General features: G+C 70.4%; 24 protein-coding genes and 3 tRNA genes. 17 read left to right on the top strand and 10 right to left on the bottom strand.

Annotated elements, in window-relative coordinates:
* Nucleotides 1-5 precede the first annotated feature (5 nt).
* From ACFSL2_RS25275 to ACFSL2_RS25265, 3 genes are all read right to left on the bottom strand, one after another.
* Nucleotides 6-82, bottom strand: a tRNA-Val gene (locus ACFSL2_RS25275).
* 77 nt (nucleotides 83-159) lie between these two features.
* Nucleotides 160-651, bottom strand: a complete 492-nt coding sequence (locus ACFSL2_RS25270) for a peroxiredoxin (RefSeq protein WP_377200483.1) — start codon at nucleotides 649-651, stop codon at nucleotides 160-162.
* 22 nt (nucleotides 652-673) lie between these two features.
* Complete coding sequence (locus ACFSL2_RS25265) at nucleotides 674-1,081, bottom strand: DUF3052 domain-containing protein (protein WP_377200482.1); 408 nt, start codon at nucleotides 1,079-1,081, stop codon at nucleotides 674-676.
* 438 nt (nucleotides 1,082-1,519) lie between these two features.
* Between ACFSL2_RS25265 and aceE the strand changes: the two genes are divergently transcribed.
* Complete coding sequence (gene aceE, locus ACFSL2_RS25260; RefSeq protein WP_377200481.1) at nucleotides 1,520-4,267, top strand: pyruvate dehydrogenase (acetyl-transferring), homodimeric type; 2,748 nt, start codon at nucleotides 1,520-1,522, stop codon at nucleotides 4,265-4,267.
* 102 nt (nucleotides 4,268-4,369) lie between these two features.
* Here aceE and ACFSL2_RS25255 read toward each other — a convergent pair whose 3' ends face one another.
* On the bottom strand, nucleotides 4,370-5,062 hold the full coding sequence (locus ACFSL2_RS25255; protein WP_377200480.1) for a hypothetical protein: 693 nt from the start codon (nucleotides 5,060-5,062) through the stop codon (nucleotides 4,370-4,372).
* Between the two features lie 99 nt (nucleotides 5,063-5,161).
* Between ACFSL2_RS25255 and ACFSL2_RS25250 the strand changes: the two genes are divergently transcribed.
* The 7 genes from ACFSL2_RS25250 (at nucleotide 5,162) to ACFSL2_RS25220 (ending at nucleotide 11,753) form a co-directional block, all read left to right on the top strand.
* On the top strand, nucleotides 5,162-6,511 hold the full coding sequence (locus ACFSL2_RS25250; RefSeq protein ID WP_377200479.1) for a PucR family transcriptional regulator: 1,350 nt from the start codon (nucleotides 5,162-5,164) through the stop codon (nucleotides 6,509-6,511).
* Between the two features lie 119 nt (nucleotides 6,512-6,630).
* Complete coding sequence (locus tag ACFSL2_RS25245) at nucleotides 6,631-7,617, top strand: ACP S-malonyltransferase (protein ID WP_377200478.1); 987 nt, start codon at nucleotides 6,631-6,633, stop codon at nucleotides 7,615-7,617.
* Nucleotides 7,614-8,615 carry a beta-ketoacyl-ACP synthase III gene (locus ACFSL2_RS25240; protein WP_377200477.1) on the top strand — a complete coding sequence of 334 codons (1,002 nt, stop codon included), beginning with the start codon at nucleotides 7,614-7,616 and terminating at the stop codon, nucleotides 8,613-8,615. Before ACFSL2_RS25245 ends, ACFSL2_RS25240 begins: the two co-directional genes overlap by 4 nt.
* Before the next feature lie 128 nt (nucleotides 8,616-8,743).
* Nucleotides 8,744-8,992 (top strand): acyl carrier protein, encoded by a 249-nt coding sequence (locus tag ACFSL2_RS25235; RefSeq protein WP_377200476.1) that lies wholly within the window; start codon nucleotides 8,744-8,746, stop codon nucleotides 8,990-8,992.
* Nucleotides 8,993-9,122: 130 nt separating this feature from the next.
* Nucleotides 9,123-10,367 carry a beta-ketoacyl-ACP synthase II gene (gene fabF / locus ACFSL2_RS25230; RefSeq protein ID WP_377200475.1) on the top strand — a complete coding sequence of 415 codons (1,245 nt, stop codon included), beginning with the start codon at nucleotides 9,123-9,125 and terminating at the stop codon, nucleotides 10,365-10,367.
* 125 nt (nucleotides 10,368-10,492) lie between these two features.
* Entirely contained in the window at nucleotides 10,493-10,978 is a 486-nt protein-coding gene (def, locus tag ACFSL2_RS25225) for a peptide deformylase (protein WP_377200474.1), read from the top strand.
* 277 nt (nucleotides 10,979-11,255) lie between these two features.
* A complete protein-coding gene (locus tag ACFSL2_RS25220) occupies nucleotides 11,256-11,753 on the top strand; it encodes a DUF3145 domain-containing protein (protein WP_377200473.1) in 498 nt (165 codons plus the stop codon).
* Nucleotides 11,754-11,878: 125 nt separating this feature from the next.
* Here the strand turns inward: ACFSL2_RS25220 and ACFSL2_RS25215 are convergent, their stop codons facing one another.
* The gene (locus tag ACFSL2_RS25215; protein ID WP_377200472.1) at nucleotides 11,879-13,117 is read right to left on the bottom strand and encodes an RtcB family protein; all 1,239 of its coding nucleotides are present in this window, start codon (nucleotides 13,115-13,117) and stop codon (nucleotides 11,879-11,881) included.
* A gap of 160 nt (nucleotides 13,118-13,277) precedes the next feature.
* Here ACFSL2_RS25215 and ACFSL2_RS25210 point away from each other — a divergent pair.
* A tRNA-Ile gene (locus ACFSL2_RS25210) sits at nucleotides 13,278-13,354 on the top strand.
* Nucleotides 13,355-13,483: 129 nt separating this feature from the next.
* Here ACFSL2_RS25210 and ACFSL2_RS25205 read toward each other — a convergent pair.
* Nucleotides 13,484-16,207, bottom strand: a complete 2,724-nt coding sequence (locus ACFSL2_RS25205) for a pectate lyase family protein (RefSeq protein WP_377200471.1) — start codon at nucleotides 16,205-16,207, stop codon at nucleotides 13,484-13,486.
* Between the two features lie 257 nt (nucleotides 16,208-16,464).
* Entirely contained in the window at nucleotides 16,465-17,586 is a 1,122-nt protein-coding gene (locus ACFSL2_RS25200; protein WP_377200470.1) for a M15 family metallopeptidase, read from the bottom strand.
* A gap of 215 nt (nucleotides 17,587-17,801) precedes the next feature.
* Between ACFSL2_RS25200 and ACFSL2_RS25195 the strand changes: the two genes are divergently transcribed.
* The 3 genes from ACFSL2_RS25195 to ACFSL2_RS25185 all read left to right on the top strand — a co-directional run bounded on the left by ACFSL2_RS25195 (nucleotide 17,802) and on the right by ACFSL2_RS25185 (nucleotide 19,241).
* On the top strand, nucleotides 17,802-18,371 hold the full coding sequence (locus ACFSL2_RS25195; protein WP_377200469.1) for a hypothetical protein: 570 nt from the start codon (nucleotides 17,802-17,804) through the stop codon (nucleotides 18,369-18,371).
* A gap of 53 nt (nucleotides 18,372-18,424) precedes the next feature.
* Nucleotides 18,425-18,497, top strand: a tRNA-Asn gene (locus tag ACFSL2_RS25190).
* Between the two features lie 189 nt (nucleotides 18,498-18,686).
* Nucleotides 18,687-19,241 (top strand): GNAT family N-acetyltransferase, encoded by a 555-nt coding sequence (locus tag ACFSL2_RS25185; RefSeq protein WP_377200468.1) that lies wholly within the window; start codon nucleotides 18,687-18,689, stop codon nucleotides 19,239-19,241.
* Between the two features lie 42 nt (nucleotides 19,242-19,283).
* Here ACFSL2_RS25185 and ACFSL2_RS25180 read toward each other — a convergent pair whose 3' ends face one another.
* The gene (locus tag ACFSL2_RS25180) at nucleotides 19,284-19,568 is read right to left on the bottom strand and encodes a hypothetical protein (protein WP_377200467.1); all 285 of its coding nucleotides are present in this window, start codon (nucleotides 19,566-19,568) and stop codon (nucleotides 19,284-19,286) included.
* Nucleotides 19,569-19,572: 4 nt separating this feature from the next.
* Nucleotides 19,573-20,034, bottom strand: coding sequence for an ATP-grasp domain-containing protein (locus ACFSL2_RS25175; RefSeq protein WP_377200466.1), 462 nt, complete (start codon nucleotides 20,032-20,034; stop codon nucleotides 19,573-19,575).
* Between the two features lie 297 nt (nucleotides 20,035-20,331).
* On the opposite strand from ACFSL2_RS25175, the gene ACFSL2_RS25170 reads away from it, so the two are divergent.
* The 5 genes from ACFSL2_RS25170 to ACFSL2_RS25150 all read left to right on the top strand — a co-directional run bounded on the left by ACFSL2_RS25170 (nucleotide 20,332) and on the right by ACFSL2_RS25150 (nucleotide 23,285).
* Nucleotides 20,332-20,808, top strand: coding sequence for a MarR family winged helix-turn-helix transcriptional regulator (locus ACFSL2_RS25170; protein ID WP_377200465.1), 477 nt, complete (start codon nucleotides 20,332-20,334; stop codon nucleotides 20,806-20,808).
* Nucleotides 20,809-20,932: 124 nt separating this feature from the next.
* Nucleotides 20,933-21,253 (top strand): DMT family transporter, encoded by a 321-nt coding sequence (locus tag ACFSL2_RS25165; RefSeq protein ID WP_377200464.1) that lies wholly within the window; start codon nucleotides 20,933-20,935, stop codon nucleotides 21,251-21,253.
* Nucleotides 21,254-21,315: 62 nt separating this feature from the next.
* Entirely contained in the window at nucleotides 21,316-21,738 is a 423-nt protein-coding gene (locus tag ACFSL2_RS25160; protein WP_377200463.1) for a DMT family transporter, read from the top strand.
* 86 nt (nucleotides 21,739-21,824) lie between these two features.
* Entirely contained in the window at nucleotides 21,825-22,319 is a 495-nt protein-coding gene (locus ACFSL2_RS25155; protein ID WP_377200462.1) for an NUDIX hydrolase, read from the top strand.
* A gap of 93 nt (nucleotides 22,320-22,412) precedes the next feature.
* On the top strand, nucleotides 22,413-23,285 hold the full coding sequence (locus tag ACFSL2_RS25150) for a VOC family protein (RefSeq protein WP_377200461.1): 873 nt from the start codon (nucleotides 22,413-22,415) through the stop codon (nucleotides 23,283-23,285).
* Here the strand turns inward: ACFSL2_RS25150 and ACFSL2_RS25145 are convergent.
* Nucleotides 23,280-24,440: a VanZ family protein gene (locus tag ACFSL2_RS25145; protein ID WP_377200460.1), complete on the bottom strand. Its 1,161-nt coding sequence runs from the start codon at nucleotides 24,438-24,440 to the stop codon at nucleotides 23,280-23,282. The genes ACFSL2_RS25150 and ACFSL2_RS25145 overlap by 6 nt on opposite strands.
* Nucleotides 24,441-24,547: the final 107 nt, after the last annotated feature.

Genomic DNA, 24,547 nt, shown 5'->3' with positions numbered 1-24,547 from the left:
TCACATGGTGGGCCCGGAGGGATTCGAACCCCCGACATCCACGGTGTAAACGTGGCGCTCTAACCAACTGAGCTACGAGCCCCGGCAGCGGACCACAATACCCGGCCCACGACCCGAACCAAGCCTACTTTTCCGACCTGGTCCGTATCGCCGGCCAGGTCAGATCTCCGCGACCGCCCGGCGGTAGTCGTCCAGGTGGCGTGCCTGCCCCCGTGGGTTGACGACGCACCACCGGATGATCCCGTCCTCGTCGATCAGGAACGACCCGCGCAGCGCGTGCCCGGCACCCTCGTCGAGCACGCCGTAGTCGCGCGCCACCTCGCCGTGCGGCCAGAAGTCCGACAGCAGGTCGAACTGGTAGCCCTCCGCCGCCTGCCACGCCTTGAGCGTGAACACGGCGTCGGTGGACACCACGAGCAGACGTACCCCGGCCGTCTCGAAGTCCTCGATGTTGTCGCGCAGCTCGCACAGCTCACTGGTGCAGGTGCCCGAGAACGCGAACGGGACGAAGACCACGAGCACCGGCGCTCCACGCAGGTCCGACAGCGTGGTCGGGGTGCCGTGCGTGTCGGGCAGCGTGAAGTCGGGTGCGGGGTCACCCGGCTTCAGCGTCACCGCTGGAGCGTTCGGTGTGGCGGCGGACTCAGTCATGGCTCCCCAAGCTGTCAGACCCTCACTTGCCGCGGCCCCGGTAGGCGAGCCGCGTTGCCGACCAGTCCGGCGCGATCGCGAACGTGCTGGTGGTCTGCAGGCCGGCGGTGGTAGCCGCCTCCTGGATGTCGCTGTGACCCACCTCGCCGTCGCGCCCGGGCTTGGGCGTGAGGATCCAGATGAGACCGCCGTCGTCCAGGACGGTCAGTACATCGACCAGCGCGTCGGTGAGGTCGCCGTCGTCCTCCCGCCACCAGAGGATGACGCCGTCGGTCACGTCACCGAAGTCCTCGTCCTCCAGCTCGCTGCCGATGATCTTTTCGATGTCGGCCCGGAGTGCTTCGTCGACGTCGTCGCCCCAGCCGAACTCCTGCACCACCTGGCCGGCCTCGAAACCGAGGCGCCCCGCGCCCTGGGTGTCCGTGCTCACTTGGTTGATCGTCCCTCTCTCTGTCCGGCACTGTCTGCCGGGTCGTATGCCTGTTCTGTCGGTCCTGCGGCGGACCCTCCGTCGCCAAAGGTAGTGCACGCACCCCGGCCATGCCTCGCAACCAGGTCGCGTGGTGTCTTTTTGATGAATCGATGAGACCTGGGCAACGAGCAAGTCATGCACTGAGTCTCAGTATTGCGATACCCCGTATCAATACTGGTGCGAACTGGTACAGACGTAACGCAGATCACGCACTCTTGACCGCCCTATGGTGTGAGCGCACGCTGTGAGGGGACAGAATGGCTAGGACCACCTGTGCGTGGGCGTGCACAGTCGCAACCCCAGCTGTGGCGACGCTACGCCGACGCGACGGGTCCTGACGAGGCGGCGGGGAGCGCGAACCGCGACCGCGCCGCGCGACACCGAGAGAGGTTGCTGGTGGCTTCGTTTGACGAGACCGGACCGCTGATCAACGGTCTGCTCAGCGCCGTACCTGATATCGACCCGGCCGAGACCGATGAATGGGTCGAGTCATTTGACGGGCTGATCGACGACAAGGGCGGACCCCGCGCCCGGTACGTCATGCTCAACCTGTTGCGGCGGGCGCGAGAGCGGAATGTGAGCATCCCCGCGTCGATGGCGACGCCCTACGTGAACTCCATCGGAGTGCACGAGGAACCGTACTTCCCGGGTGATGAGGCCATGGAGCGCCGCTATCGCTCGTGGATCCGCTGGAACGCAGCGGTCATGGTGACCCGCGCCCAGCGCGAGGGCCTCAGCGTCGGCGGGCACATCTCCTCGTACGCGTCGGTTGCGACGCTCTACGAGGTGGGGCTGAACCACTTCTTCCGGGGGAAGGACCATCCCGGCGGTGGTGACCAGATCTACTTCCAGGGCCACGCCTCCCCCGGCGTCTACGCCCGGGCGTACCTCGAGGGCCGCATGTCCGCGGACCAACTCGACGGTTTCCGCCAGGAGAAGTCGCACCCGGGTGGCGGCCTGCCGTCCTACCCGCACCCGCGGCTCATGCAGGACTTCTGGGAGTTCCCGACCGTCAGCATGGGCCTCGGCCCGGCGTCGGCCATCTACCAGGCCTGGACCAACAAGTACCTGCACAACCGCGGGATCAAGGACACGAGCCAGCAGGACGTCTGGGCCTTCCTCGGCGACGGCGAGATGGACGAGCCGGAGAGCCGCGGCATGATCCAGCACGCCGCCCAGCAGCAGCTGGACAACCTGACGTTCGTCGTGAACTGCAACCTGCAGCGCCTCGACGGGCCGGTCCGCGGCAACGGCAAGATCGTGCAGGAGCTGGAGGCCCAGTTCAAGGGCGCCGGCTGGAACGTCATCAAGGTCGTGTGGGGCCGCGAGTGGGACGCCCTGCTCAACGCCGACAAGGACCGTGCGCTGGTCAACCTCATGAACGTCACCCCTGACGGTGACTACCAGACCTACCGCGCGGAGTCCGGCGCGTTCATCCGCGAGCACTTCTTCGGGCGCGACCCGCGCACGAAGGCCCTCGTCGAGAACATGACCGACGAGGACATCTGGAACATGAAGCGCGGCGGGCACGACTACCGCAAGCTCTACGCCGCGTACTCCGCGGCGCGCGCGCACACGGGCCAGCCGACGATCATCCTCGCGCACACCGTGAAGGGCTACGGCCTGGGCTCGGGCTTCGCCGGCCGCAACGCGACGCACCAGATGAAGAAGCTCAAGGGCGACGACCTCAAGACGCTGCGCGACTCGCTCCGCATCCCGATCTCGGACGCCGAGCTCGAGGCAGACCCGTACCTGCCGCCGTACTACCACCCCGGACAGGACTCGCCGGAGATCCAGTACATGCTGGAGCGGCGCCGTCAGCTCGGCGGGTTCGTGCCAGAGCGCCGCACCGCGAAGAAGACGCTCCCGCTGCCGGAGGACAAGACGTACGAGCTGCTGAAGAAGGGCTCCGGCACGCAGCAGGTCGCCACCACCATGGCGTTCGTGCGGCTGCTCAAGGACCTCTTCAAGGCGAAGGACTTCGGCAACCGCATCGTGCCGATCATCCCGGACGAGGCTCGCACCTTCGGTCTGGACTCGATCTTCCCGAGCGCGAAGATCTTCAACACGCTGGGTCACAACTACCTGGCCGTGGACCGTGAGCTCATGCTGAGCTACAAGGAGTCCGAGCAGGGCCAGATGATGCACACCGGCATCAACGAGGCCGGTTCGGCCGCCGCGTTCCAGGCGGTGGGCACGTCGTACGCGACGCACGGCGAGCCGATGATCCCGTTCTACATCTTCTACTCGATGTTCGGGTTCCAGCGCACGGGCGACCAGTTCTGGGCGGCCGGCGACCAGATGACGCGCGGCTTCATCATCGGCGCCACCGCGGGCCGCACCACGCTGACCGGCGAGGGCCTGCAGCACGCCGACGGCCACTCGCCGCTCATCGCGGGTACCAACACCGCCGTCGTGCAGTACGACCCGGCGTACGGGTACGAGATCCGGCACATCGTGCGGGACGGCATCGAGCGCATGTACGGCGACGGGTCCGACGGCCGGGACCAGGACGTCATGTACTACCTCACGGTGTACAACGAGCCGATGGTGCAGCCGGTCGAGCCGGAGGACGTCGACATCGAGGGCATCAAGCGCGGCATCCACCGCGTCTCGGTGTCCGACGCCGACGGCCCCAAGGCCCAGCTCCTCGCCTCCGGCGTGGGCGTGCCGTGGGCGCTCGAGGCGCAGCAGCTCCTCAAGGAGGACTGGGGTGTCTCGGCCGACGTATGGTCGGTGACCAGCTGGAACGAGCTGCGTCGCGACGCGCTGGCCGCGGAGCACGACTCGCTCATCGACCCGGCGGCGCCGATGCGTACGCCGTACCTCACCGAGAAGCTGTCCGGTGCCCAGGGTCCGTTCGTCGCCACCAGCGACTACGACCACCTGGTGCCCGACCAGATCCGCGCGTGGGTCCCCGGCGACTACGCGGTGCTCGGTGCCGACGGCTTCGGCTTCTCGGACACCCGTGCCGCCGCACGGCGTCACTTCCTCATCGACGGCCCGTCGATGGTGGTCCGGACGCTGCAGGTGCTCGCCCGGCGCGGCGAGGTCCCGGCCGAGGTCGTGACCAAGGCGGTCGAGAAGTACCGCCTGCTGGACGTCACGGCCGGCACGTCCGGCGTAGCGGGCGGCGACAGCTGACCGTCTGACCAGAAGTCTCTACCCAGCGATCGGGCCCGAAACTCGCAGGAGTTTCGGGCCCGATCGCTGGGTAGCGGCGCACTTCGCGCCCCGCGGCTCGGGTCAGGGCGTCGGCTTCGCCTGCTCGGCCGCGGCGATCGCCTTCTCCAGCTCGTCCCGCAGCGGCTTGACCGCCTTCGCGTCCGGGTGCATCTCCAGGGCCCGCAGGTGCTGCCGGGCCTCGAAGACGCGGTCCGCCTCGAGCGCGGCCAGCACCAGGTGCTTGCCGACCACGGGCGAGTGCTCCCGCACCCGCCAGTGCCCCACGCCGAGCCCCAGTGCCTCTACCGGCATCCCCGCGTCCCGCAGGATGGCCAGGCCCTCCGCCAGCGCACGGCCGTCCGGGTCCCGCTCGGCGGCGGTGATGAGTCGCCGGACGGCGCCGTCCGGGTCGTCGGCCAGCGACAGCCGGCCCAGCTCGATCAGCGGGTACCAGCCCCGCGGGTGCCCGGCCAGCTCCTCGGCGAGGGACCAGACCGCCAGGTCGGCGTCGTGCTGCTTGGACTCGGGAATCTCGTCGGAGTCCCGCAACGGGTCCTCCAGCGTCGGGTCCTCGGCGGCCCGACGGCGAACGATCTCTGCCAGTGCGCCGAAAGCCTCCTCGTTGTTGGGATCGTCGGTCAGCTGGGCGCGCAGCGCGTCCTCCTGTCCCGCGTCCCCTCGTCGGGGCGCCGACGGCGACTCACGGCGAGCGCCGACCGTGGACGCAGACAGGGGCCGACGGATGAGGCGGCGGAGCCGATGCATCAGGGCCATGCCTCGACCCTACAGTTTTCCGCACCGCAGCACTGGAATGGCGCTGTCGTGAAAGTCCGTTTGTGGACTCCCCACAACTCGGGCTCGTATGCTGCCGGTGTGCCAGCAACACGACGGGCCGCGCGAGCGGGCGCCCACAAGACCGAGCCGAAGGCCGGGTCGGCAACCGACCGCGGCGCCGGCCAGGACGCCGTTCCGGCCCCCGGCGACGCCGGCCACGGCGGTCGGGCCCGCAAGAAGCCCGCCACCGCGACGCCCGCGGATGCCTCGGATCCCGGCGCAGCGACCGGCGACCTCGACCCCGCCGGCTTTCCGATGAACCTCCAACGTGTCCGTGAGGCCAGCGGACTCCTCACCGCCGCCGCGATGCGCCGGCTGGACGAGGACCTCACCTGGTACCGCGACCTGCCCGCCGAGGACCGCTCGTACGTCGGTCTCGTCGCCCAGGCAGGGATCAACGCCTTCACGTCCTGGTTCACCGACCCCGACCGGCCGCCCCACGGCGTCAGCGAGATCTTCGCCGCTGCCCCCACGGAGCTGACGCGGTCCATCTCCCTGCAGCACACCCTGCAGCTGGTCCGCGTGGTCGTCGACGTGGTCGAGACCCACTCCGACCGCATCGCCGCCCCCGGCGGCGAGCGCGACCTGCGCGAGGCCGTCCTGCGCTACTCCCGCGAGGTCGCGTTCTCGGCGGCCGAGGTCTACGCCCGCGCGGCCGAGTGGCGCGGCGCCTGGGACGCCCGGCTGGAGGCGCTCGTGGTCGACGCGCTCGTCCGCGGGGACGGCGACGACTCCCTGCGCTCCCGCATCTCGGCACTCGGCTGGAGCGGACGCGGCAACGCGCTGGTCGTCGTCGGGCTCGCCACCGAGGAGCTCGACGAGATCCGCACCGCCGAGATCCGCCGGGTCGCCCGCCGTGCCGCGGGCGACGCCCTCGTCGGCATCCACGGCGACCGCCTGGTGCTGGTGCTGGGCGGCGAGGGCGACCTCGTGGCCGCCGCCACCTCGCTCCTCGGCCGCTTCGGCACCGGTCCCGTGGTGATCGGCACCCAGGTGCCGAGCCTGACCGACGCCGCCCGCTCCGCCCGGTCGGCGCTCGCCGGCCTGACCGCGGCCCCGGCCTGGCCGCAGGCGCCTCGCCCGGTCATGGCCGACGACCTCCTGCCCGAGCGGGTCCTCACGGGCGACTACACGGCCCGCGCCACGCTGATCGCCCAGGCGTTCACCCCGCTCCAGGACGCGGGCGGGGCCGTGCTGGAGACCCTGTCGGCCTATCTCGGCACCGGCCGTTCGCTGGAGGCCGCCGCACGGCATCTGTACGTTCACCCCAACACCGTGCGCTACCGGCTCCGCAAGGTCTCGGAGATCACGGGCTGGGACCCGCTCGACGCCCGGGAGTCGTTCGTGCTGCAGGTGGCGCTGGCGCTGGGTCAGCTGGGCCGGGGCTGACCCACTCGCACTAGCTCTTCACCGAGGTCAGCGCCTTGTAGGTTCTCCACAAGGGCCCGGTATGAGGTTGGTACGGGTCGCGACGTCCTGCAGGCGCCGCGGGTTGGCAGAGTGGACGCGTGCTCGCCGTCGTCTGCCCTGGACAGGGCTCTCAGACCCCCGGGATGCTCAGCGACTGGCTCGAGCTGCCCGGTACCGAACAACGCCTCGCCGCAGCATCCGAGGCCTCGAACCTGGACCTGGTGGCGCACGGCACCACCTCGGACGCCGACACGATCCGTGACACCGCGGTGGCCCAGCCCCTGATCGTCACCACCTCGTTGCTCGCGCTCCGCACCCTGCTGGACGGGCGCGCCGCGGCAGACGTCGTCGACGTCACGGCCGGGCACTCCGTCGGCGAGCTCTCCGCGGCCGCGGTCGCCGGAGCCCTGTCCGACGACGGCGCGGCCGGCCTGGTCGCACGCCGCGCCCGGGCGATGGCCACGGCGGCAGCTGCCGCCCCGTCGGGCATGAGCGCCGTCGTCGGCGGCGACCCGGACGAGGTGCTGGCCGCCATCGAGGCGGCGGGCCTGTGGCCCGCCAATGTCAACGGCGCCGGGCAGACGGTGGCCGCCGGCGCACTGGAGGACCTCGCCAAGCTCGCGGAGAACCCCCCGACGCGCGCCCGCGTGATCCCGCTGCAGGTCGCCGGCGCGTTCCACACGCCGTTCATGGACGCGGCCCGCGCCGAGTTCGAGCCCGTGGCCCTCGGCTGGGACGCCACCGACCCGACCCTGCCGTTCCTCGCCGACCTCGACGGGACCGCCTACACCGGCGGCGCCCACGGCCACGGCACCGGAGCCGACGTGCTAGGCAACCTCGCCCGCCAGGTGACGGCCCCCGTGCGCTGGGACCTGATCATGACCGACCTCGCCGAGCGGGGCGTCACCGGCCTGCTCGAGCTCGCCCCCGGCGGCGTCCTCACCGGTCTCGCCAAGCGCGGCCTCAAGGGCGTCGAGACGGTGGCGGTGAAGTCGCCGGCCGACCTGGACGCGGCCCGCGCCCTCATCGAGGCGCACAGCAACGCACTTTCCAGCGGCACGAGCGCGACCGGAGCAGACCAGTGACCACCCTGCAGCAGGCCCAGCCCACGCAGTTCTCGCGGATCCTCGCGATCGGCGCGGAGCGGGGCGAGATCGTCGTCACGAACGACGACATCGCGGGCCCGATCGACTCGTCGGACGAGTGGATCCGCCAGCGCACCGGCATCGTCACCCGGCGCCGGGCCGGCGCGGACAAGGACGTGCTCGACCTGGCCGAGGCCGCGGCGAACAAGACGCTCCACGCGGCGGGGCTCGTCGGTGCCGACATCGACGCGGTCATCATCTCGACGATCACGCACATGCACATGACGCCGTCGGCCGCCGCCGTCCTGGCCGAGCGCATCGGCGCGACGCCGGCCGCCGCCTACGACGTGTCGGCGGCCTGCGCCGGCTACGCGTACGGCATCGGCCAGGCGGACGCGCTGGTCCGTGCGGGCCTCGCCCGGCACGTGCTGGTGATCGGCGCCGAGAAGCTCAGCGAGATCATCGACCCGACCGACCGCTCCATCTCGTTCCTGCTGGGCGACGGCGCGGGCGCCGCGATCGTCGGCCCCTCGGACACCCCGGGCATCGGCCCGACGGTCTGGGGCTCGGACGGCGCCAAGGCGACCGCGATCCGCCAGACGCACTCGTGGACCGAGCTGCGCGAGGACCCCTCGCTCGGCTGGCCGACGCTGCGCCAGGACGGCCCCACGGTGTTCAAGTGGGCCGGCTTCCAGATGGCACCGATCGCCGAGAAGGCCATGGCGGAAGCTGGCGTGACGGCCGAGGACATCCAGGTCTTCATCCCGCACCAGGCCAACATGCGGATCATCGACCAGATGAAGAAGCAGCTGGGTCTGCCGGATACCGTGGTCATAGCGCGCGACATCGCCGAGACCGGCAACACGTCCGCGGCGTCGATCCCGCTGGCCGCCGAGCGCCTCCTGACGGAGGGGCAGGCCAAGTCGGGCGACCTCGCCCTCCAGATCGGGTTCGGTGCGGGCCTCGTCTACGCCGCACAGGTAGTGGTGCTGCCGTAGCAGGGCACGCGACGGCGTCGCAGAGTGACCCCGTCGTGCATTCCGGTCGCGGGATGCGCCAAGATCTGACCAGCAAGACTCCGGTGCCCGACGGCGCCGGTGACCGTTACGAAAGATAAGGAAGTCCCATGGCCAACACGGACCAGGAGATCCTCGAGGGCCTCGCCGAGATCGTCGCCGAGGAGACGGGCCTCGACCAGGCCGACGTCCTGCTCGAGAAGTCCTTCACGGACGACCTCGACATCGACTCCCTGTCGATGATGACCATCGTCACGCACGCCGAGGACAAGTTCGGGGTTCGTATCCCGGACGAGGAGGTCAAGAACCTCGCGACCGTCGGCGACGCCGTGAGCTTCATCAAGAGCGCCCAGGACTGAGCCGCCCCCGACGGCGGCAGCGTGGACCGGTCCGAGACACGGGCCCGCGCCGCCGTCGGGCACTCGCTGCCCACCAGGCAGCACCTTTAGCACCTGCCCCCTTCGTCCCACCACCCTCGGGAGCATCATCATGACCTCCGCACGCGAAGTCGTCGTCACCGGCCTCGGCGCCACCACACCGCTCGGTGGAGACGTGGCATCCACGTGGGAGGCCGCTCTCGCAGGCGAATCGGGGGCGCGCACCCTCGAGAACGACTGGGCCGAGCAGTACGGCCTGCCCGTCACCTTCGCGGCCACCATCAAGGTGAACCCCGCCGAGGTGCTCTCCCGCCCCGAGACCAAGCGCATGGACCCGTCCGCGCAGTACGCCATCGTCGCAGCACGCGAGGCCTGGGCCGACGCGGGCAGCCCGGAGATCGACGGCGACCGGCTCGGTGCCGTCGTGTCGTCGGGCATCGGTGGCATCCAGACCATCCTGGACGGCTGGGACACGCTCCGGGAGCGCGGTGCCCGCCGCATGCTGCCGATGACGGTGCCCATGCTCATGCCGAACTCGCCGGCCGCCTACGTGTCGCTCGAGCTGGGCGCCCGCGCCGGCACCCACGCCCAGGTGTCCGCCTGCGCCTCGGGCGCCGAGGCCGTCGGCTACGCGATGGACATGATCCGTTCCGGACGCGCCGACATCGTCGTGGCCGGCGGTACCGAGGCCGCGATCCACCCCATGCCGCTCGGCGCGTTCGCCGCGTCCCGCACCCTGTCGCTGCGCAACGACGACCCGCAGCGCGCGTCCCGCCCGTACGACATCGACCGGGACGGGTTCGTGCTCGGTGAGGGCGCCGCCGTCCTCGTGCTGGAGAGTGCCGAGCACGCGGCGGCCCGCGGCGCCCGCGTCTACGCGAAGGTCGGCGGCGTGGGCATGTCGTCCGACGCGTACCACATCACCTCCCCCGACCCCGAGGGCACGGGCCAGGTGGCCGCCATGCGGTTCGCGATCCAGGACGCCGGGGTCACGCCCGCCGACATCGTGCACGTCAACGCGCACGCCACCTCCACCAAGGTGGGCGACCTCACCGAGACCGCGTCCATCCGCAAGCTGTTCGGGGCGGACGCCGACCACGTGCAGCTCTCGGCGACGAAGTCCATGACCGGCCACCTCCTGGGCGGTGCCGGCGCCATCGAGTCGCTGTTCGCGGTCAAGGCCGTCGCCGAGCGCCTGGCGCCGCCGACGATCAACGTCGAGAACCCCGACCCGGAGCTCCAGGTGCCGCTCGTGCGCGACGAGCCGTTCAAGCTGGCGGGCGGCGACATCGCCGCGATCAACAACTCGTTCGGCTTCGGCGGGCACAACGTCGCCCTGGTGATCCAGAGCCACTGACCGGCCCGGCGGCCGCCGCCGGCCACACCCCCGCACGTGTCAGACGCTCAGGTCACGCCGGTGACCTGAGCGTCTGACACGTGTCCGGCCCGCTACACCTCGTTCTGACATGGGAGAATATCCGCATGGCAATGCGTGAGATCCGTGTGGTTCCCGACCCAGTGCTGCGCACCCCGTGCGACACCGTGACGACGATCGACGACCGCGTCCGCGGCCTGGTCGCCGACCTGGTCGAGACGGTGGACGACGAAGGGCGTGCCGGACTGGCCGCCAACCAGATCGGCGTCTCCCTACGGGCCTTCTCATGGAACATCGAGGGCGACATCGGCTACGTGCTCAACCCGCGCATCGTCGAGCTCGGCGAGGAGCTGCAGGACGGCGGCGAGGGCTGCCTGTCCGTGCCTGGGCTCTGGTACCCCACGCTGCGTGCGAACTACGCCAAGGTCGAGGGCATCAACCTCGACGGCGAACCGATCACCGTGGAGGGCACCGGGATCATGGCCCGCTGCCTGCAGCACGAGTGCGACCACCTCGACGGCATGGTCTACCTCGACCGCCTCCAGAAGGAGACGCGCCGCGAGGCGATGCGGGAGCTTCGCGCCCGCCTTTGAGGGTCTGACCACCGCATTTCGTACGCGCCACCCCTGTGGGATCAATCTCAAGAAAGTCCTCAGGGGTACTGGTCGTGCCGCAACGTTCTAGGCAAGAATGTGCCGCACGAACTCGTCGTACGTGGTGATTCTTTCGACGCCTGCGCGCCGTTTCGCCTCGCATCTCGTCGACGAATCGGGCAGGATGTGGTCCGAAGCACCGCTGTGCAGCCGACCACAGCGTCACCGCCCTGGTGAGGACGTAGGGGAAGACGTACCTCGAACCAGGGAGGAAGACATGGCCGGTGTCATCACGCGGGGTGTGCTTTTTGTGCATTCGGCGCCTCGTGCCCTGTGCCCCCACATCGAGTGGGCAGCGGGGAACGTTCTTGGCGTGCGCGTATCCATGGACTGGATCGCGCAGCCTGCAGGGCGTGGTCTGTACCGTGCCGAGTACTCGTGGCAGGGTCCGCAGGGCATGGGCGCCAAGCTGGCGTCCGCCCTGCGCGGCTGGTCCCACCTGCGGTACGAGGTCACCGAGGATGCGAGCAACGGGGCCGACGGCGCCCGCTGGTCGCACACCCCCGATCTCGGCATCTTCCATGCCATGACCGACGTGCACGGCAACGTGGTGGTCCAGGAGGACCGTGTCCGCGCCGCCCTGGAGCTCGCCGACCCACGTGCCATGCGGGACGCACTCGACCTCGCGCTGGGGGCCGCCTGGGACGACGAGCTCGAGCCGTTCCGGCACGCGGGTCTCGGTGCCCCGGTCCGCTGGCTGCACCAGGTGGGCTGACCCGGCGCTCCCGGCTACCCAGCGATTCGGCCGGGCCGCCGGCGAGCGCATCCGGCTACCCAGCGATTGGGTCCGAAATCCTCGGGGTTTCGGGCCCGATCGCTGGGTAGCGCGCCCTGCGTGGGTCAGCCCTTGACGCAGAGGATCGTCCGGAGGCGCGCCACTACCTCCACCAGGTCGGACTGCGCCGCGATCATCGCGTCGAGGTCCTTGTACGCGCCAGGGATCTCGTCGAGCACTCCGCGGTCCTTACGGCACTCCACGCCCGCGGTCTGCGCGGCGAGGTCGTCGACCGTGAACTCCTTCTTGGCCCGGGTACGAGACATGCGCCGCCCCGCACCGTGCGATGCCGACCAGTACGACGCCGGGTTGCCCAAACCGCGCACCACGTACGAGCCGGTGCCCATCGATCCGGGGATGAGCCCCAGGTCGCCCTGGCCCGCCCGGATCGCGCCCTTGCGGGTCACGATCAGCTCCTCGCCGTCGACCTGCTCGCGCGCCACGTAGTTGTGGTGCACGTTCACGCCCTCGTCGAAGGTGATCGTCCGGCCGCCGTCGGCCATCCCCGCGAACTCGTCCCGGACCGCCTGGACGGTGAGCGCCATCATGACCGCCCGCGACCGGGCCGCGTACTCCTGCGCCCACCAGAGGTCGTTGAGGTACCCGTCCATCTGGGGCGTGCCCGCGAGGAACACGGCGAGCTCGCGGTCCACGAGACCCACGTTGTGCTCGAGGCGCTTCGCGATGCCGACGTGGTGCTCGGCGAGCTCCTTGCCGATGTTGCGGGAGCCGGAGTGGAGCTGGAGCCAGACCTGGCCGTCCTGGTCCAGGCACAGCTCCACGAAGTGGTTGCCGCCACCCAGCGACCCGAGCTGCTTGCGCGCCCGCTTCTCGAGCTGCCGCACCTTCGGGTCCAGAGTCTCGAACCTGCCCCAGAACGCCTGCTCGCCGCGCAGGCGGTCCTGCCCGCCAGACCCCCGCACGGGCCGCAGCCGACGCAGGTCCACCGGCTCGTCGTGCGCGTGGAAACCCACCGGGATGGCGGCCCCGATGCGTGCACGCAGGCGCGAGAGGTCGTCGGGCAGGTCGTCAGCGGTCAGCGAGGTTCGGACGCCGATCATGCCGCAGCCGATGTCGACGCCCACGGCGTTCGGCGACACCGCGTCACGCATGGCGATGACCGAACCGACTGTCGCGCCCTTGCCGAGGTGGACGTCGGGCATCACCCGTACGCCGGCGACCCACGGCAGGGCCGAGATGTTCCGCAGCTGGTTCAGTGCCGCGTGGTCGACGTCGTGCTCGTGCGCCCACATGAGGGTCTGCGCCCGGGCGCCCGACAGGGCGACCGGGAAGGTCAAGGACATGGGAGTGCTCCACTTCTGCGAGGGGATGGTTCGCAGAACCTAAGGGCAGCCGCACACAGCACGCCAGGACAATTCAGGGCAGCCGCCGTCCGGCGGGTGCGTGGGCAGCCGGTATTCCCTGCCCGAGGCAGTAAGATCCTCCCGCGGCTACCTGCCGCGAGCCCCGTTAGCTCAGCTGGTCAGAGCAGGAGACTCATAATCTCTCGGTCACAGGTTCAAGTCCTGTACGGGGCACCAGAGGCCCGGAATCCCGCCGATTCCGGGCCTCTCTGCTTTCAAGGTCGCTCAGTGACCACCTTGTCGTCGCTCGCGGGAGCACGACGGCCCAGGCCCACACGTCGTGGACCCGGGCCGCCGTGGTTGGTGTCAGAGGTCGACCACGTTCCCCCCGATCGTCACGACCAGGCGCCCGTCGGACGCGAAGGACCAGTCCAGGGACCCGGAGTACTGCCCGCACCGGGAGCCGTTGGATCCGGTGTCCCACTGGTTGCCGCCGGCGTCGTCGCCGATGATCCGGTCGTTCGAACCGCTGTCGCAGGACGTGTTGCCGCTGAACGTCGAGCTGCCGCCGTCGAAGTTGTAGTTGCGTTCCTCGTTGCGGATGCTCAGGTTGTCCTCGATGGTCATCGACCCGAGGTTGCGGTTGTAGGTGAGGCCGTGCTTGCCGTTGTCCACGGCGATGCTGCGCCGCACGGTGTGGTCCACGCCGATGTCCTCGCCGCCGAGCTTGTAGCCGTTGCGGTCACCGTTGCCGGCCTGTGAGCCGTCGGAGAGGGTCCCGTTCTCGTACGAGAGGGAGTCCTCGATGGTGACCGCCCCGATCGGGCCGGTGTCGGACTTGGTGTACAGGTCCCAGCCGTCGTCGATGTTGTTGTGGGCCACGGTGTACCGGAAGACGTTGCCGGGACCGACCGTGAGCTTGGGTGCGAACCCGTCGGCGTCCTCACCGTCGGAGTCGGCGTTGTCGTGCGACTCCGAGGAGACGACGAGGTTGTTCGACGGCCACTCGCTGCTCGGCGCACCCGCGGTGTACCGGGAGAGCTGGAGCCCCGTGTCGTGGTTGAACCGCGTCACGACCCGCTCGATGATGTTGTTGTCCCCGCCGAGCAGGATCCCGTTGTCACCGGCGTGCTCGATGATGATGCCGCGCAGGTGCCACCAGTCGCCCCCGATGGCGAGGCCGCGGTTGGACGAGCTCTCGCTCTGTGCCGAGAAGTTCAGCACCGGAGTCTCACCGGGGTAGGCGAACATCTCCGTGCGGTTGCCCGACGTGCCGCTGTTGCCCGGCTCGATGTGGACGGTCTGCGAGAGGTTGTACGTGCCCCCGCGCAGCGAGATGGTGCCGCCGGGCTCGATCCGGTCGATCGCCGCGGGGAGCGTCGTCGGGTCCGACTCCGTGCCCGCGGCACCGGCGCTACCGCCCGGCGCCACGTAGAGCGCGTCGGCGCCCGGCTGCTCGCCCGGGTCACCATCGCCGGGGTCACCATCGCCCGGGTCACCGCCGTCCGACGGCGTGCCGGCGTAGGTCTCGAACTCGGCGACCCGGGGCGTGCCGTTCGAGCTCGTGATCTCGAAGTCGATCTTGCGCAGCGCCGTCGCGGCGAACGAGATGACGCCGGCCCCGCTGCCGGTGGTCAGGACGGCACCGCTGTCGTGGTCGACGACGCGCCACGACCCGATGTTGCCCACGGCGCCGGCGGCCTCACGGATGTTGATGCTCGACACCGTGCGGTCGGAGTCCCACTTGACCGAGATGCGGCCCGTCGAGCTGCTCGGCGACCAGTAGGTGCTCATGGAGCCGTCCACCACGTTGCCGTAGCTGGTCCCGCTGGCCTTGCTGGAGCCGTCGGCCCCCGCGCCCACGCTCAGGTTCTCACCGGCGGGCGGGTCGGTCGGGTCCGTGGGGTCGGTCGGGTCCGTGGGGTCGGTCGGGTCCGTCGGGTCGGTCGGATCCGTGGGGTCCGTCGGGTCGGTGGGGTCCGTCGGGGTGCAGCTGCCGTCCGAGACCCGCAGGCCGTTGTTCGCGCCCGCCGTCTCGCTGACGACGCCCGGCACGCAGCTCGCGTCGTCCATGGGGTACGAGTACGGGATGCTGACCGAGGTGTTCGACGTCGGGTTCGGCCCGGCCGGGTAGTTCTCGCTGCCCTCGCTCGACCAGGTCACGTTGTCGAAGATGTTGCCGCCGACCTGCCAGGAACCTCGCTCGTTGGTGTAGAAGGTGCCCAGGACGTCCTTGGAGTCCTCGAAGTAGTTGTTGTCGACCTTCGCGCTCGCCCCGGCGCGTGAGTTGATGCCGGACTCGACGAGGCCCCGGTAGTGGTTGTTGTACATGTGGGCGATGCCGCCACGCAGCAGCGGCGTGCGCGAGTTCAGGTTCGAGTAGAGGTTGTGGTGGAACGTGACGAAGCCGTTCGACCGGTCGCTCTCGCTGGAGCCGATGAGGCCGCCGCGCTCGGAGTTGCGCAGGATGCTGTACGACAGGGTCACGTACTTGGTGTCGTTCTTCATGTCGAACAGTCCGTCGTAGCCCTCGTCCTCGCCGCCCGAGGCCTCCAGGGTGAGGTGGTCGGCCCAGACGTTGCGGACGGTGCTCTCCATGCCGATGGCGTCGCCGCCGTTGGAGGTGGGCGACCCGGACTTCTTCACGTTCCGGACGGTGACGTTCTGGATGATGATGTTGCTGGCCTCGCGGAGGTGGATGCCGATCTGGTCGAACACCGCACCGCTGCCGACGCCGACCAGCGTGACGTTGCTGATCTGCTTGAGCTCGATGACGTCGTCGGCCGTGCTGCAGCTGCCCGACACCTTGCTGGTGTTGCCGTGGTTGATGGTGCCCTCGACCTCGATGATGATCGGGGTGCTGTTGCTGGCTCGGGAGCACAGGGCCGTGTGGATCGCCGTACCGGTCGTGGCGCGCACCGTCTGACCGCCCGCGCCGCCCGTGGTTCCTCCGTTCTGGGTGGCGAACCCGGTCGCGGACCCGGTGGCCGCCGCAGCCTCCGGGATGGACTGAGCGGTCACCCCGATCGTGACCGCGAGGGTCACCGCCGCCACTGCCGAGAAGATCTGCATGGCTCTTGGTCGTCTCATCGTCATTGCCTCACGTTCGTCGTTGAATGCGGGACATTGCTGTGGTTCCTCGTGCGTGCGGGGTCGACAAGTCACGTCCGCGCCGACGTCGACGCGAGCCGACCGGATGATTTCCGCCCCCGCGGGTAACCGGTTTCTCGGATCCTAGTAACCGGTTTCTCGGATGGCAACCCCCTTGCGCGTTGAATGCGCGAACCAGGGCGAAACGGATACGGCGCGGGCCGGAGGGCCGCGCCGGCGGGCGGGACGGCCCGGTACTACGAGCCCGAGCGCGCGAGCACGGACTCCCAGTGCCAGGGCTCCGGAACGCGGCCGCCCGGCTCGGCGAACTCGGGGTGGGTCCAGCCGTACTCCTCGGCATGGGCCTTGAGCCACTCGTACTGCTCGGTCCCGAAGGCCTCCACACCGCCGCCGATGTCGACCGCGAGCCCCAGACCGTGGTTGGAGCAGCCGGGCGGGGCGGCGATCGGCGACGAGGGGTCGTAGATCGACTTCTGCGCGTCGTACGAGCGGTACGAGGAGTTGATCGTCAGGTGCACGCCGAATGCCTCCTGATAGGCGGCGTCGAGCGCGATCAGGGTGTCCAGCACATCGGCACGCACGAGGTGGTCGTCCACCCACGGGATCGGCGCCAGCGCGTCGTCCGGCACCTTGCCGCTGTCGGGGTCCCACGTCTGGTCGGGCGCCGGGCAGGTGATCGCGTCCTGTGCGTCGGACAGGGCAGAGGTCGCCTGTGTGACGACGGAGCGGTTGCTGCTCAGCTCGTTCGCGGCCTGCTCCAGCGCTGCCAGGTCCTCGCCACCGACGCTGCTGCTCGCGGCGGCGTCGACAGCGGCCAGTGCGTCCAGCGCGGACTGCAGACGAGCCCGCGTGCCGTCCTCGACCCCCTGCCCCTCCGTCGCGGCAAAGACCTTCTCCGCGCGGGCCTGGGCCGACGCCAGGCTCTTGCGAGCCGTCTCGACCTGGCCGCGCGCGAACTCCACCATGGAGCCCTGCACGGCGTCGGCCGCCGCGCCGAGCGACTCCCGGGCGTCGCCAGTCCCGGTGATGACCCGCGTGAGAGCAGACTCGGCCAGTACCGCTTCCGCCTGGGTGATCTGCGTGGAGAGCGTGACCCGCGTCGTCTGCTCCGCGACCTTGCCGTCGGAGGTCGCGAGCAAACGCTTGGCAGTGGTGCTCTGTGTGGCGAGCGCATCGGTCTCCGACGTGACCCACCAGGCGACCCCGCCGCCCCCGAGGACGACGACGACCACCAGCGCCGCGACGACCACCCGCAGCGTGCGCCGACGACGACTCTTGGCCTCGCGGCGCTCTCTTGCCGTGCCGCCGCCCTTCCTGCCAGGGGGACCGACAGCAGGCATGGTGTTGGTCGAGGTCACGAGCCCAGAACCTACGGCACCGGGCACGTCCCGGCCGACCTCTCAGCGGGTGAACTCCGCACGCCGGACGACCATCTCCGACGGGACTCCGCCCTCAGCCCTGGGGCGTGCCCGCGCCCGCCTCGTCGTCGAACGTCGCGACGACGGCGGAGGCCGCGGGGGACACGGGATCGACCTCGTTCACTCCCCCCAGTCCGCGGCACTACGGTGGGGACATGGGGTTCCTACCGTGGTCCAGGCACCGTCCGCAGAAGGCGGTGCGCCGTGCCGTGCGCTCGCACCGTACCGACTCGCTGCTGACCCAGGCCCCGCTGGTCACGTCGACGGGCGAGGCGTGGGCGTTCGCGACCCGCGCCGAGCTCCTGCTGATCTCGGCGCCCGAGGTGCCCAGCGGCCACGACGACGGCGAGTCGCGGGGCGCACCCTCCGTCGTCGTGCACCGGGAGTGGTCCGACGTCGACCGGGCGACCTACGACCAGGAGTCCAACGTCATCCGGGTGCACTGGGTCGACGGCGACGAGCCGACGCCGCTCCCCCTCGACGGCCGGGGCTCCGTGCTGCCCCAGGTGCTGCGCGAGCGGGTGCAGTGGTCCGTGGTCCTGGCGGAGCCCGTCAAGCTGCCCGGCGGCCGTTCCGCCCGCGTGGCGGTCCGACGACGCGCGGACGGCGAGCTGTTCTCCCAGGTGATCGGCCAGGGCGACCTGGACGTCAACGATCCGGACATAGCGGGTGTGATCGACGCCGCTGAGGCTCGAGTTCGAAATGCGGCAGGACTACCCGCCTGAACCTGTTAGAGTTTTCACCGGTCGCCCAAACCGGCACGGTGGGGCGAACGCGATCCCGCGTAGCTCAGCTGGCAGAGCATCCGACTGTTAATCGGACGGTCGTTGGTTCAAGTCCAACCGCGGGAGCATCTCAGAGGCCTCGAAGCCCCAGTTGATCTGGGGATTCGGGGCCTTGTTGCTTCGGTGACGGCCCCTGTAGGACCGGACCCCGCTAAACGCAGGTTCACCCCACCACCCTCGGGAGCATCTCGGAGACCTCGAAGCCCCAGTTGATCTGGGGATCAGCCGTGGCACCAGGGTCGATAGTCTGCGTGGATGGCAGACCTGGGACCCGTCGCTTGGCCGCCCGCGCCGATCAGAACCGAGCGACTCCTGCTCCGTGAGCCCACGGCCCAGGACCGCGCGGTGGCCATCGAGCTGAACACCTCGCCCGAGGTGAGCGCCTACATCGGTGGTGCTCAACCGCGTGACGAGGTCGAACGCGCGATTCCCGCGGTACCGCGAGGGCGCCCCGGCCAGTTCGTGGTCGATCTCGACGGAGCGATGATCGGGTTGGTGCAGCTCGACCGACGCGACGCGCAGTACGACGTTCGTCCGGCTGTCGGGAAGGTCGAGCTCGGGTACCTGTTCCTGCCCGAGGTGTGGGGCCACGGATTCGCCGCCGAGGCGTGCGCGGCGGCACTGGACTGGTTCGCTGGTGCGCTTCCGGACGAGCCAGCCGTGCTCGTCACCCAGACCGCCAACGAGCGCTCGATGCGTCTCGCGGCGAGGCTGGGGTTCACCGAGGTGGAACGGCTTGAGGCATACGGCGCCGAGCAGTGGTTCGGCATGCGGCTGCCCCGACAACGCTCAGACGAGATCCCCGGTTGATCTGGGACTCGGGGCCTTGTTGCTTGCTGCGGTCGCCCCTGTTCAGATGCGGGTGAGCAGGAAACGCCGCATTGCCTCCGTGGGCTCGTAGAAGCCCCAGACAGCATTCGAGAGCTCACCGGCCGCGAAGAAGACTGCCGGGTCGACTCCCGAGAGCTGGTAGACGCTCATCGAGTGCTGCTGGGCGGGATGAGCGGGATGGGCAACCACCACTCTCCCCATCCGCACTGGCTCCCACTGCACGTGCCATAGATCGACGCCAGCGATGACGACAGGGCTGCCCTCAACCACGACCGCTCGGAATTCCCAGCCTCTGGAGACCTCCACGCCGTCAGTATCCCGCGGCGAGTGCCTGCATGAGCCGGGCCGGCTCTTCTGCGGTGGGCAGATCGCTGACCTGGCCGTCGCCAACCTCGATCACGCGCCACACCCCGTCAGACCGCAATGCGAGGTCCGTGGTCACGAACGGCGCACCCAGGGCACGAACGCCCGCGCCGACCGCGTCGCACACTGCAGTCGGAACATCCACTGTGGCGCCGGCGGGCGCGTCAGGGTGCGGGGTCATCAGTACCGCCGATTCCGCGACCCACCAGATCCGCGCTTCCTGGGTGCACCCGCCGACGTCGGGCGTGAACTGCTCGAAGGCGCGCACGACGATCCCGCCGGCCAAGTCGTCCCCCTGCAGTTCGACCATCCTTCCGAGCACACGGGTGGCGGCCGCAACATCGGCTAGATCGGGAACGAAGCATGCCTCGTGCCATTCGTGCTTGCGGGACTTCACGTAGTCCTTCACGACGCCCGGACCACCTCGCAGCGTCGTGGTCAGCCGGCCGACGTCCGCGCTCGTCGGCGCCCGACCCGCCTCCCACTGCGACCAGACACTGGCGGGAGTCAAGTCCGCGAACGTGTTGTACCAATCGGGCAGCTCGTGCGCGGCTCGGTAGGCAGCGGGGTCTGTCAGGAGCCGGACTCCGCAAGCGCCCAGCTGGTTGCTGAGCCGGCGTGGCCATGCGTGGACCGTACCGACTCGCGCGATCGAGTTGCTACGGCATTCGGCCTCTGCGGCCACGAGCCGTGCTACGTTACGTGCATGCACATGCAGCCATCCTCGGACGGACGACTTCTGGCCGACGTCAGCACCACCTGGGCACGGGTCGCCGCCTTCTCCTCCGCGGTGGACGCGAACCTGGACCGGTGGCTCGCTGACACCTATCGCGTCGGGCTCACCGAGTTCCGGGCCCTGACGTTCGTCAGCCACGCCTCCGACAAGGAGCTGCGCGTCAACGATCTCGCTCAGCGGGTCGGCCTCAACCAGAGCTCGGCGACGCGCTTGGTGAGCCGCCTGGAGGCAAAGGGGTACGTGCGCCGAGACCTCTGTGAGGACGACGGGCGTGGCGTCTATGCGGTCATCACCGAGCAGGGCGAGGCGCTGGTACATGACGCACGGTCCCCGTACGAGGAGCGCATCACCGAGCTCCTGACCGCCACGTCCGTGCATTTCCCGAACATGGACACGCCGCAGCTCGGCCGTGCCCTGCGCGAGATCGGAGCGCTGCTCGCGCCCTGACCCGGCCCGTACCCTTCACCTCGCAGCTCCTCGCACACGTACATGCATGTACAGGCATCGACGTCCGGACACGGGCCCCTGGCCCGTCGGGCATCTCTCCACACACCACTACGAAAGGAACACCATGAGCTGGATCTACCTCGGCATCGCCGTCGTCTTCGAGGTCGCCGTCGGAATCGCCGCGGGCAGGGCCCAAGGCTTCAAGAACGTTCCGTGGACGATCGGCACGCTCATCAGCGGCGCGATCGCCACCTTCTTCCTCAGCCTGGCCCTGCTGACCTTCGACGTCGGCGTCGGATACGCCCTGTGGACCTCGCTCGCCGGCGTCGGGATCGTCATCGTCGGCGCACTCTTCCTCTCCCAGCAGCTGACCTGGAAGAAGCTGCTGGGCGTCGCCATCGTCATCGCCGGTGTCGTGGGGCTCAACCTCGCCGGGACCGCGTAGCCCCCTCCGCCCACCAGCACGACCACCACGACGATCACGACCACCCTGAAAGGACGCATCTCATGACCACCACAGCACCCGCACCAGCACCAGCACCAGCGACCACCGGAAGCAGGACCGGCCCCTGGCTGGCTCTTCTCGTGGCCGGTGCCTTCGAGGTCGGCTACGCCCTCAGCGTGAACGGCAGCGAGGGGTTCACCCGGCCCGTCTGGTCGACCGTCGCCATCGTCTTCTTCCTGTTCACCCTGTACTTCCTCAGCGTCGCCCTGAAGCAGATCGACGTCGGGATCGGTTACGCCGTGTGGGCCGGCATCGGCGCGGTCGGTGCCGCTCTGCTCGGCCCCGTCTTCTTCGACGAGACCCTGACCCTGGTCAAGGCGTTCTGGCTGGCAGTCATCATCGGCGGGGTCGTCTGGCTCAAGCTCGCCGACCGCGCCACCCCACCCTCCCCCGGCACCACGGCCTCGACAGCCGCGACGGCGTGAGGTCCGCGAGGCCCGGAGCCCTCCCGCCTCCGGGCCTCGCCGCCGCACCGGCGGCCGCATCCGCACCGCAGGGCGAGACTGGACCCATGCCGACGACGAGCGCGGGTCTCCTGCCCTACCGACGACTGCCCGACGGCGGTACCGAGGTGCTGCTCGGCCACATGGGCGGACCGTTCTGGGCGCGCAAGGACGCGGGCGCCTGGACGGTGCTCAAGGGTGAGCTCGACCCGGGCGAGGACCCCCACGCCGCCGCGCTCCGGGAGGCGAGCGAGGAGCTCGGGATGGATCTGCCGCCCGCACCGGCCCCGGACCTCGACCTCGGCGAGGTCCGGCAGCGCGCCGGCAAGAAGGTCCTGGCCTGGGCGCGCGAGTGGCCGCGGACCGGACCCGATCTGGCGCAGATCAGCAGCAACACGGTGGAGATCGAGTGGCCGCCCCGCTCTGGGCGGCGCCTCGAGGTGCCCGAGATCGACCGCGTCGCCTGGTTCGGTCCGGACGACGCCCGCCGCCTCGTCGTCAGTGCGCAGGCGGCGTTCGTCGACCGTCTGGAGCACGCCCTCGCGACGCCCGGGGTTCCCTGACGGGCGCCCGGGCCGGACGCACGAGGCACCGGCACCGTCGATGTCAGTGGTCCGAGGCAGGATCGAGGCAACGCAACCGACCTGGAGGACGTCATGGCCGCCCCGCACCCCACCCGCACCTACCCGCACGGCGTGCCCAGCTGGATCGACCTGGAGACGCACGACGTCGACGAGGCGCTCGCGTTCTACGGCAGGCTGTTCGGCTGGCGGTTCACCGAGAAGCTGCCGCCCGGAGCACCCGGCCGCTACGCCGTGGCGTCGCTGGACGGTACGGACGCCACGGCGGTCGCTGCCGTCGCCACGCCTGCCCCGGGGTTCGACGGCGAGGCGGCGTGGCACACCTACCTCGCCGTGGACGACGTCGACGCGGCCGCCGCGCGGGTGGTGGAGCTGGGCGGCGTCGTCAGCTCTCCGCCGGAGACCGTCGGACCCCCGGGGCAGCCGGCGGGCCGGATGGCGCGGATCGTCGACGCCCAGGGTGCGCCCAGCCGGCTGTGGCAGGCGGGCACACGGCTCGGCGCCCAGGTGGCCAACGCGCCAGGCACGTGGAACTTCAGCAGCCTCCTCACGCCGGACGTCGACCGCGCGCTCCAGTTCTACGGTCCGTTGCTCGGTTGGGTACGCAGCGACGACCTCGGGGCGGGCATGGCACGCGTGCCCGGCTACGGCGACCACCTGGCCCGCACGATCGACCCCGGCATCCACGAGCGTCAGGAGCAGGCACCGCCCGGATTCGCCGACGTCGTCGCCGGTGTGCTGCCGGCCGAGGGACCGGCACGGTGGTCCGTGGCGTTCGCCGTCGCCGACCGGGACGGTTCGGCCACGGAAGCGGAGAGCGCCGGCGCGACCGTGTCGGCGACCGAGGACGGTACGTGGTCGAGGGAGGCGACGGTCCGCGACCCGTTCGGCGCCGAGCTCCTGCTGGCGCAGTTCGCCCCACCGGCGGAGGCACCTACGGAGTCATGACCGCGCGCCGAGGTGCTCGGCCTGCCGGGCATCGACCAGCCGGTACGGGGCCGCCTTGCCCGAGAGCCCGCGCTTGCCGACGGTGAACGGCACGGCCACGACGAGCACGACCGCGAGGGTCGTGGCCAGACCCGTGGCCGGGCCGAGCGAACCGACGTCGAACATCGTGCCGGCGTCCGACAGGACCTGGAGCAGCCCCCACAGCGCCCCTCCGACCAGACCCCGCCGCACGCGCGCCGGCCAGGAGAGCCCCGCGCCGCCGTCGGCCCGTGGGGTGGTCCCGGGCTGCACGGCGAGCCACACGGTGCGCTGCCCCAGCGACTCCCCCGCACCCGTGGCGAGCGGGACGAGGAACACGACGACCCACGGCAGGACGCTGGCGAACAGCCACAGCGGCACGGTGTCCGGCGGCGCCTGGCCGGTGCCGAGGTAGCCGGCCAGGCCCCACGCCATGGCGAGGAGGCCGCTGAGCGTCGTGTAGGCGACGGCGTCCACGGCCATGCCCAGCCAGCGCCGCCAGACGGTCACCGGCCGTGGCACGCCCCGGGTGGCCGCGAGGGTCTTCGCCCGGGGCATCCAGCGCAGCACCCAGGGGGCGACGAGCGCACCGAGCACGCCGCCCAGCGTGTTGGTCAGGAGGTCGTCGACGTCTGCGAGACGGTAGGAGCACGGGATCAGCCCGAAGATCCCCGTCAGCTGGGTGACCTCGATCAGGAGCGACGCGGCCAGCGCGGAGGCGGCGGACAGGAGCAGGCCCCACCCGAGGTAGCGGCGCACCAGGACGCCCCACGGCACGAACAGCACGATGTTGAAGACACCCTGCAGCACGGAGATGTCCCGGGCCGCCGCACCCCACGACAGCCCCGCGGTGCGCTCGCGGATGTCCGCGAAGATCTGCCCGGGCCGCAGCTGTGCGCCCTCGTAGCCGTACTGGGCGCACCAGGCGACCAGCTCGCCGGACGGCAACGGGAGCAGCGTGTACGCGGCGAGCGCCGTGCCGTAGATGGCGAGCGCCGCCGCCCCGATCAGACGGACCGGGCTGATGGCGCCGTAGCGGCGCACCTGGATCACCAGGACGGGTACGAGGAGCGCTACGAACAACAGCGCCCCGAACAGCACGCCGATCTCGGCCGGCCAGGTCCACACGTCGCTCACGGCGGCAACGCTAAGCGCCCGAGGGCCTGCGCGCCCAGGCGGGGCGTGTCCGGAACGTGACCGAGGGTGCGGGCGAAGTGGGTCGCGAGCCGTTCCGGAACGGGCCG

Origin of the sequence: Promicromonospora aerolata, from assembly GCF_042682255.1 — a bacterium.
GTDB lineage: Bacteria > Actinomycetota > Actinomycetes > Actinomycetales > Cellulomonadaceae > Promicromonospora > Promicromonospora aerolata.
Note: the sequence above shows the minus strand (reverse complement) of the source record. Positions and strands in the feature narration are given on the sequence as shown.

Bases quoted from the DNA above. Each gene is read 5' to 3' on its own strand.
- ACFSL2_RS25215 (WP_377200472.1), bottom strand. From the start codon at position 13,117: ATGTCCTTGACCTTCCCGGTCGCCCTGTCGGGCGCCCGGGCGCAGACC.
- ACFSL2_RS25270 (WP_377200483.1), bottom strand. From the start codon at position 651: ATGACTGAGTCCGCCGCCACACCGAACGCTCCAGCGGTGACGCTGAAG.
- def (WP_377200474.1), top strand. From the start codon at position 10,493: ATGGCAATGCGTGAGATCCGTGTGGTTCCCGACCCAGTGCTGCGCACC.
- fabF (WP_377200475.1), top strand. From the start codon at position 9,123: ATGACCTCCGCACGCGAAGTCGTCGTCACCGGCCTCGGCGCCACCACA.
- ACFSL2_RS25165 (WP_377200464.1), top strand. From the start codon at position 20,933: ATGAGCTGGATCTACCTCGGCATCGCCGTCGTCTTCGAGGTCGCCGTC.
- ACFSL2_RS25255 (WP_377200480.1), bottom strand. From the start codon at position 5,062: ATGGCCCTGATGCATCGGCTCCGCCGCCTCATCCGTCGGCCCCTGTCT.
- ACFSL2_RS25220 (WP_377200473.1), top strand. From the start codon at position 11,256: ATGGCCGGTGTCATCACGCGGGGTGTGCTTTTTGTGCATTCGGCGCCT.
- ACFSL2_RS25195 (WP_377200469.1), top strand. From the start codon at position 17,802: ATGGGGTTCCTACCGTGGTCCAGGCACCGTCCGCAGAAGGCGGTGCGC.
- ACFSL2_RS25155 (WP_377200462.1), top strand. From the start codon at position 21,825: ATGCCGACGACGAGCGCGGGTCTCCTGCCCTACCGACGACTGCCCGAC.
- ACFSL2_RS25235 (WP_377200476.1), top strand. From the start codon at position 8,744: ATGGCCAACACGGACCAGGAGATCCTCGAGGGCCTCGCCGAGATCGTC.
- ACFSL2_RS25160 (WP_377200463.1), top strand. From the start codon at position 21,316: ATGACCACCACAGCACCCGCACCAGCACCAGCACCAGCGACCACCGGA.
- ACFSL2_RS25185 (WP_377200468.1), top strand. From the start codon at position 18,687: ATGGCAGACCTGGGACCCGTCGCTTGGCCGCCCGCGCCGATCAGAACC.
- ACFSL2_RS25170 (WP_377200465.1), top strand. From the start codon at position 20,332: ATGCACATGCAGCCATCCTCGGACGGACGACTTCTGGCCGACGTCAGC.
- ACFSL2_RS25150 (WP_377200461.1), top strand. From the start codon at position 22,413: ATGGCCGCCCCGCACCCCACCCGCACCTACCCGCACGGCGTGCCCAGC.
- ACFSL2_RS25205 (WP_377200471.1), bottom strand. From the start codon at position 16,207: ATGAGACGACCAAGAGCCATGCAGATCTTCTCGGCAGTGGCGGCGGTG.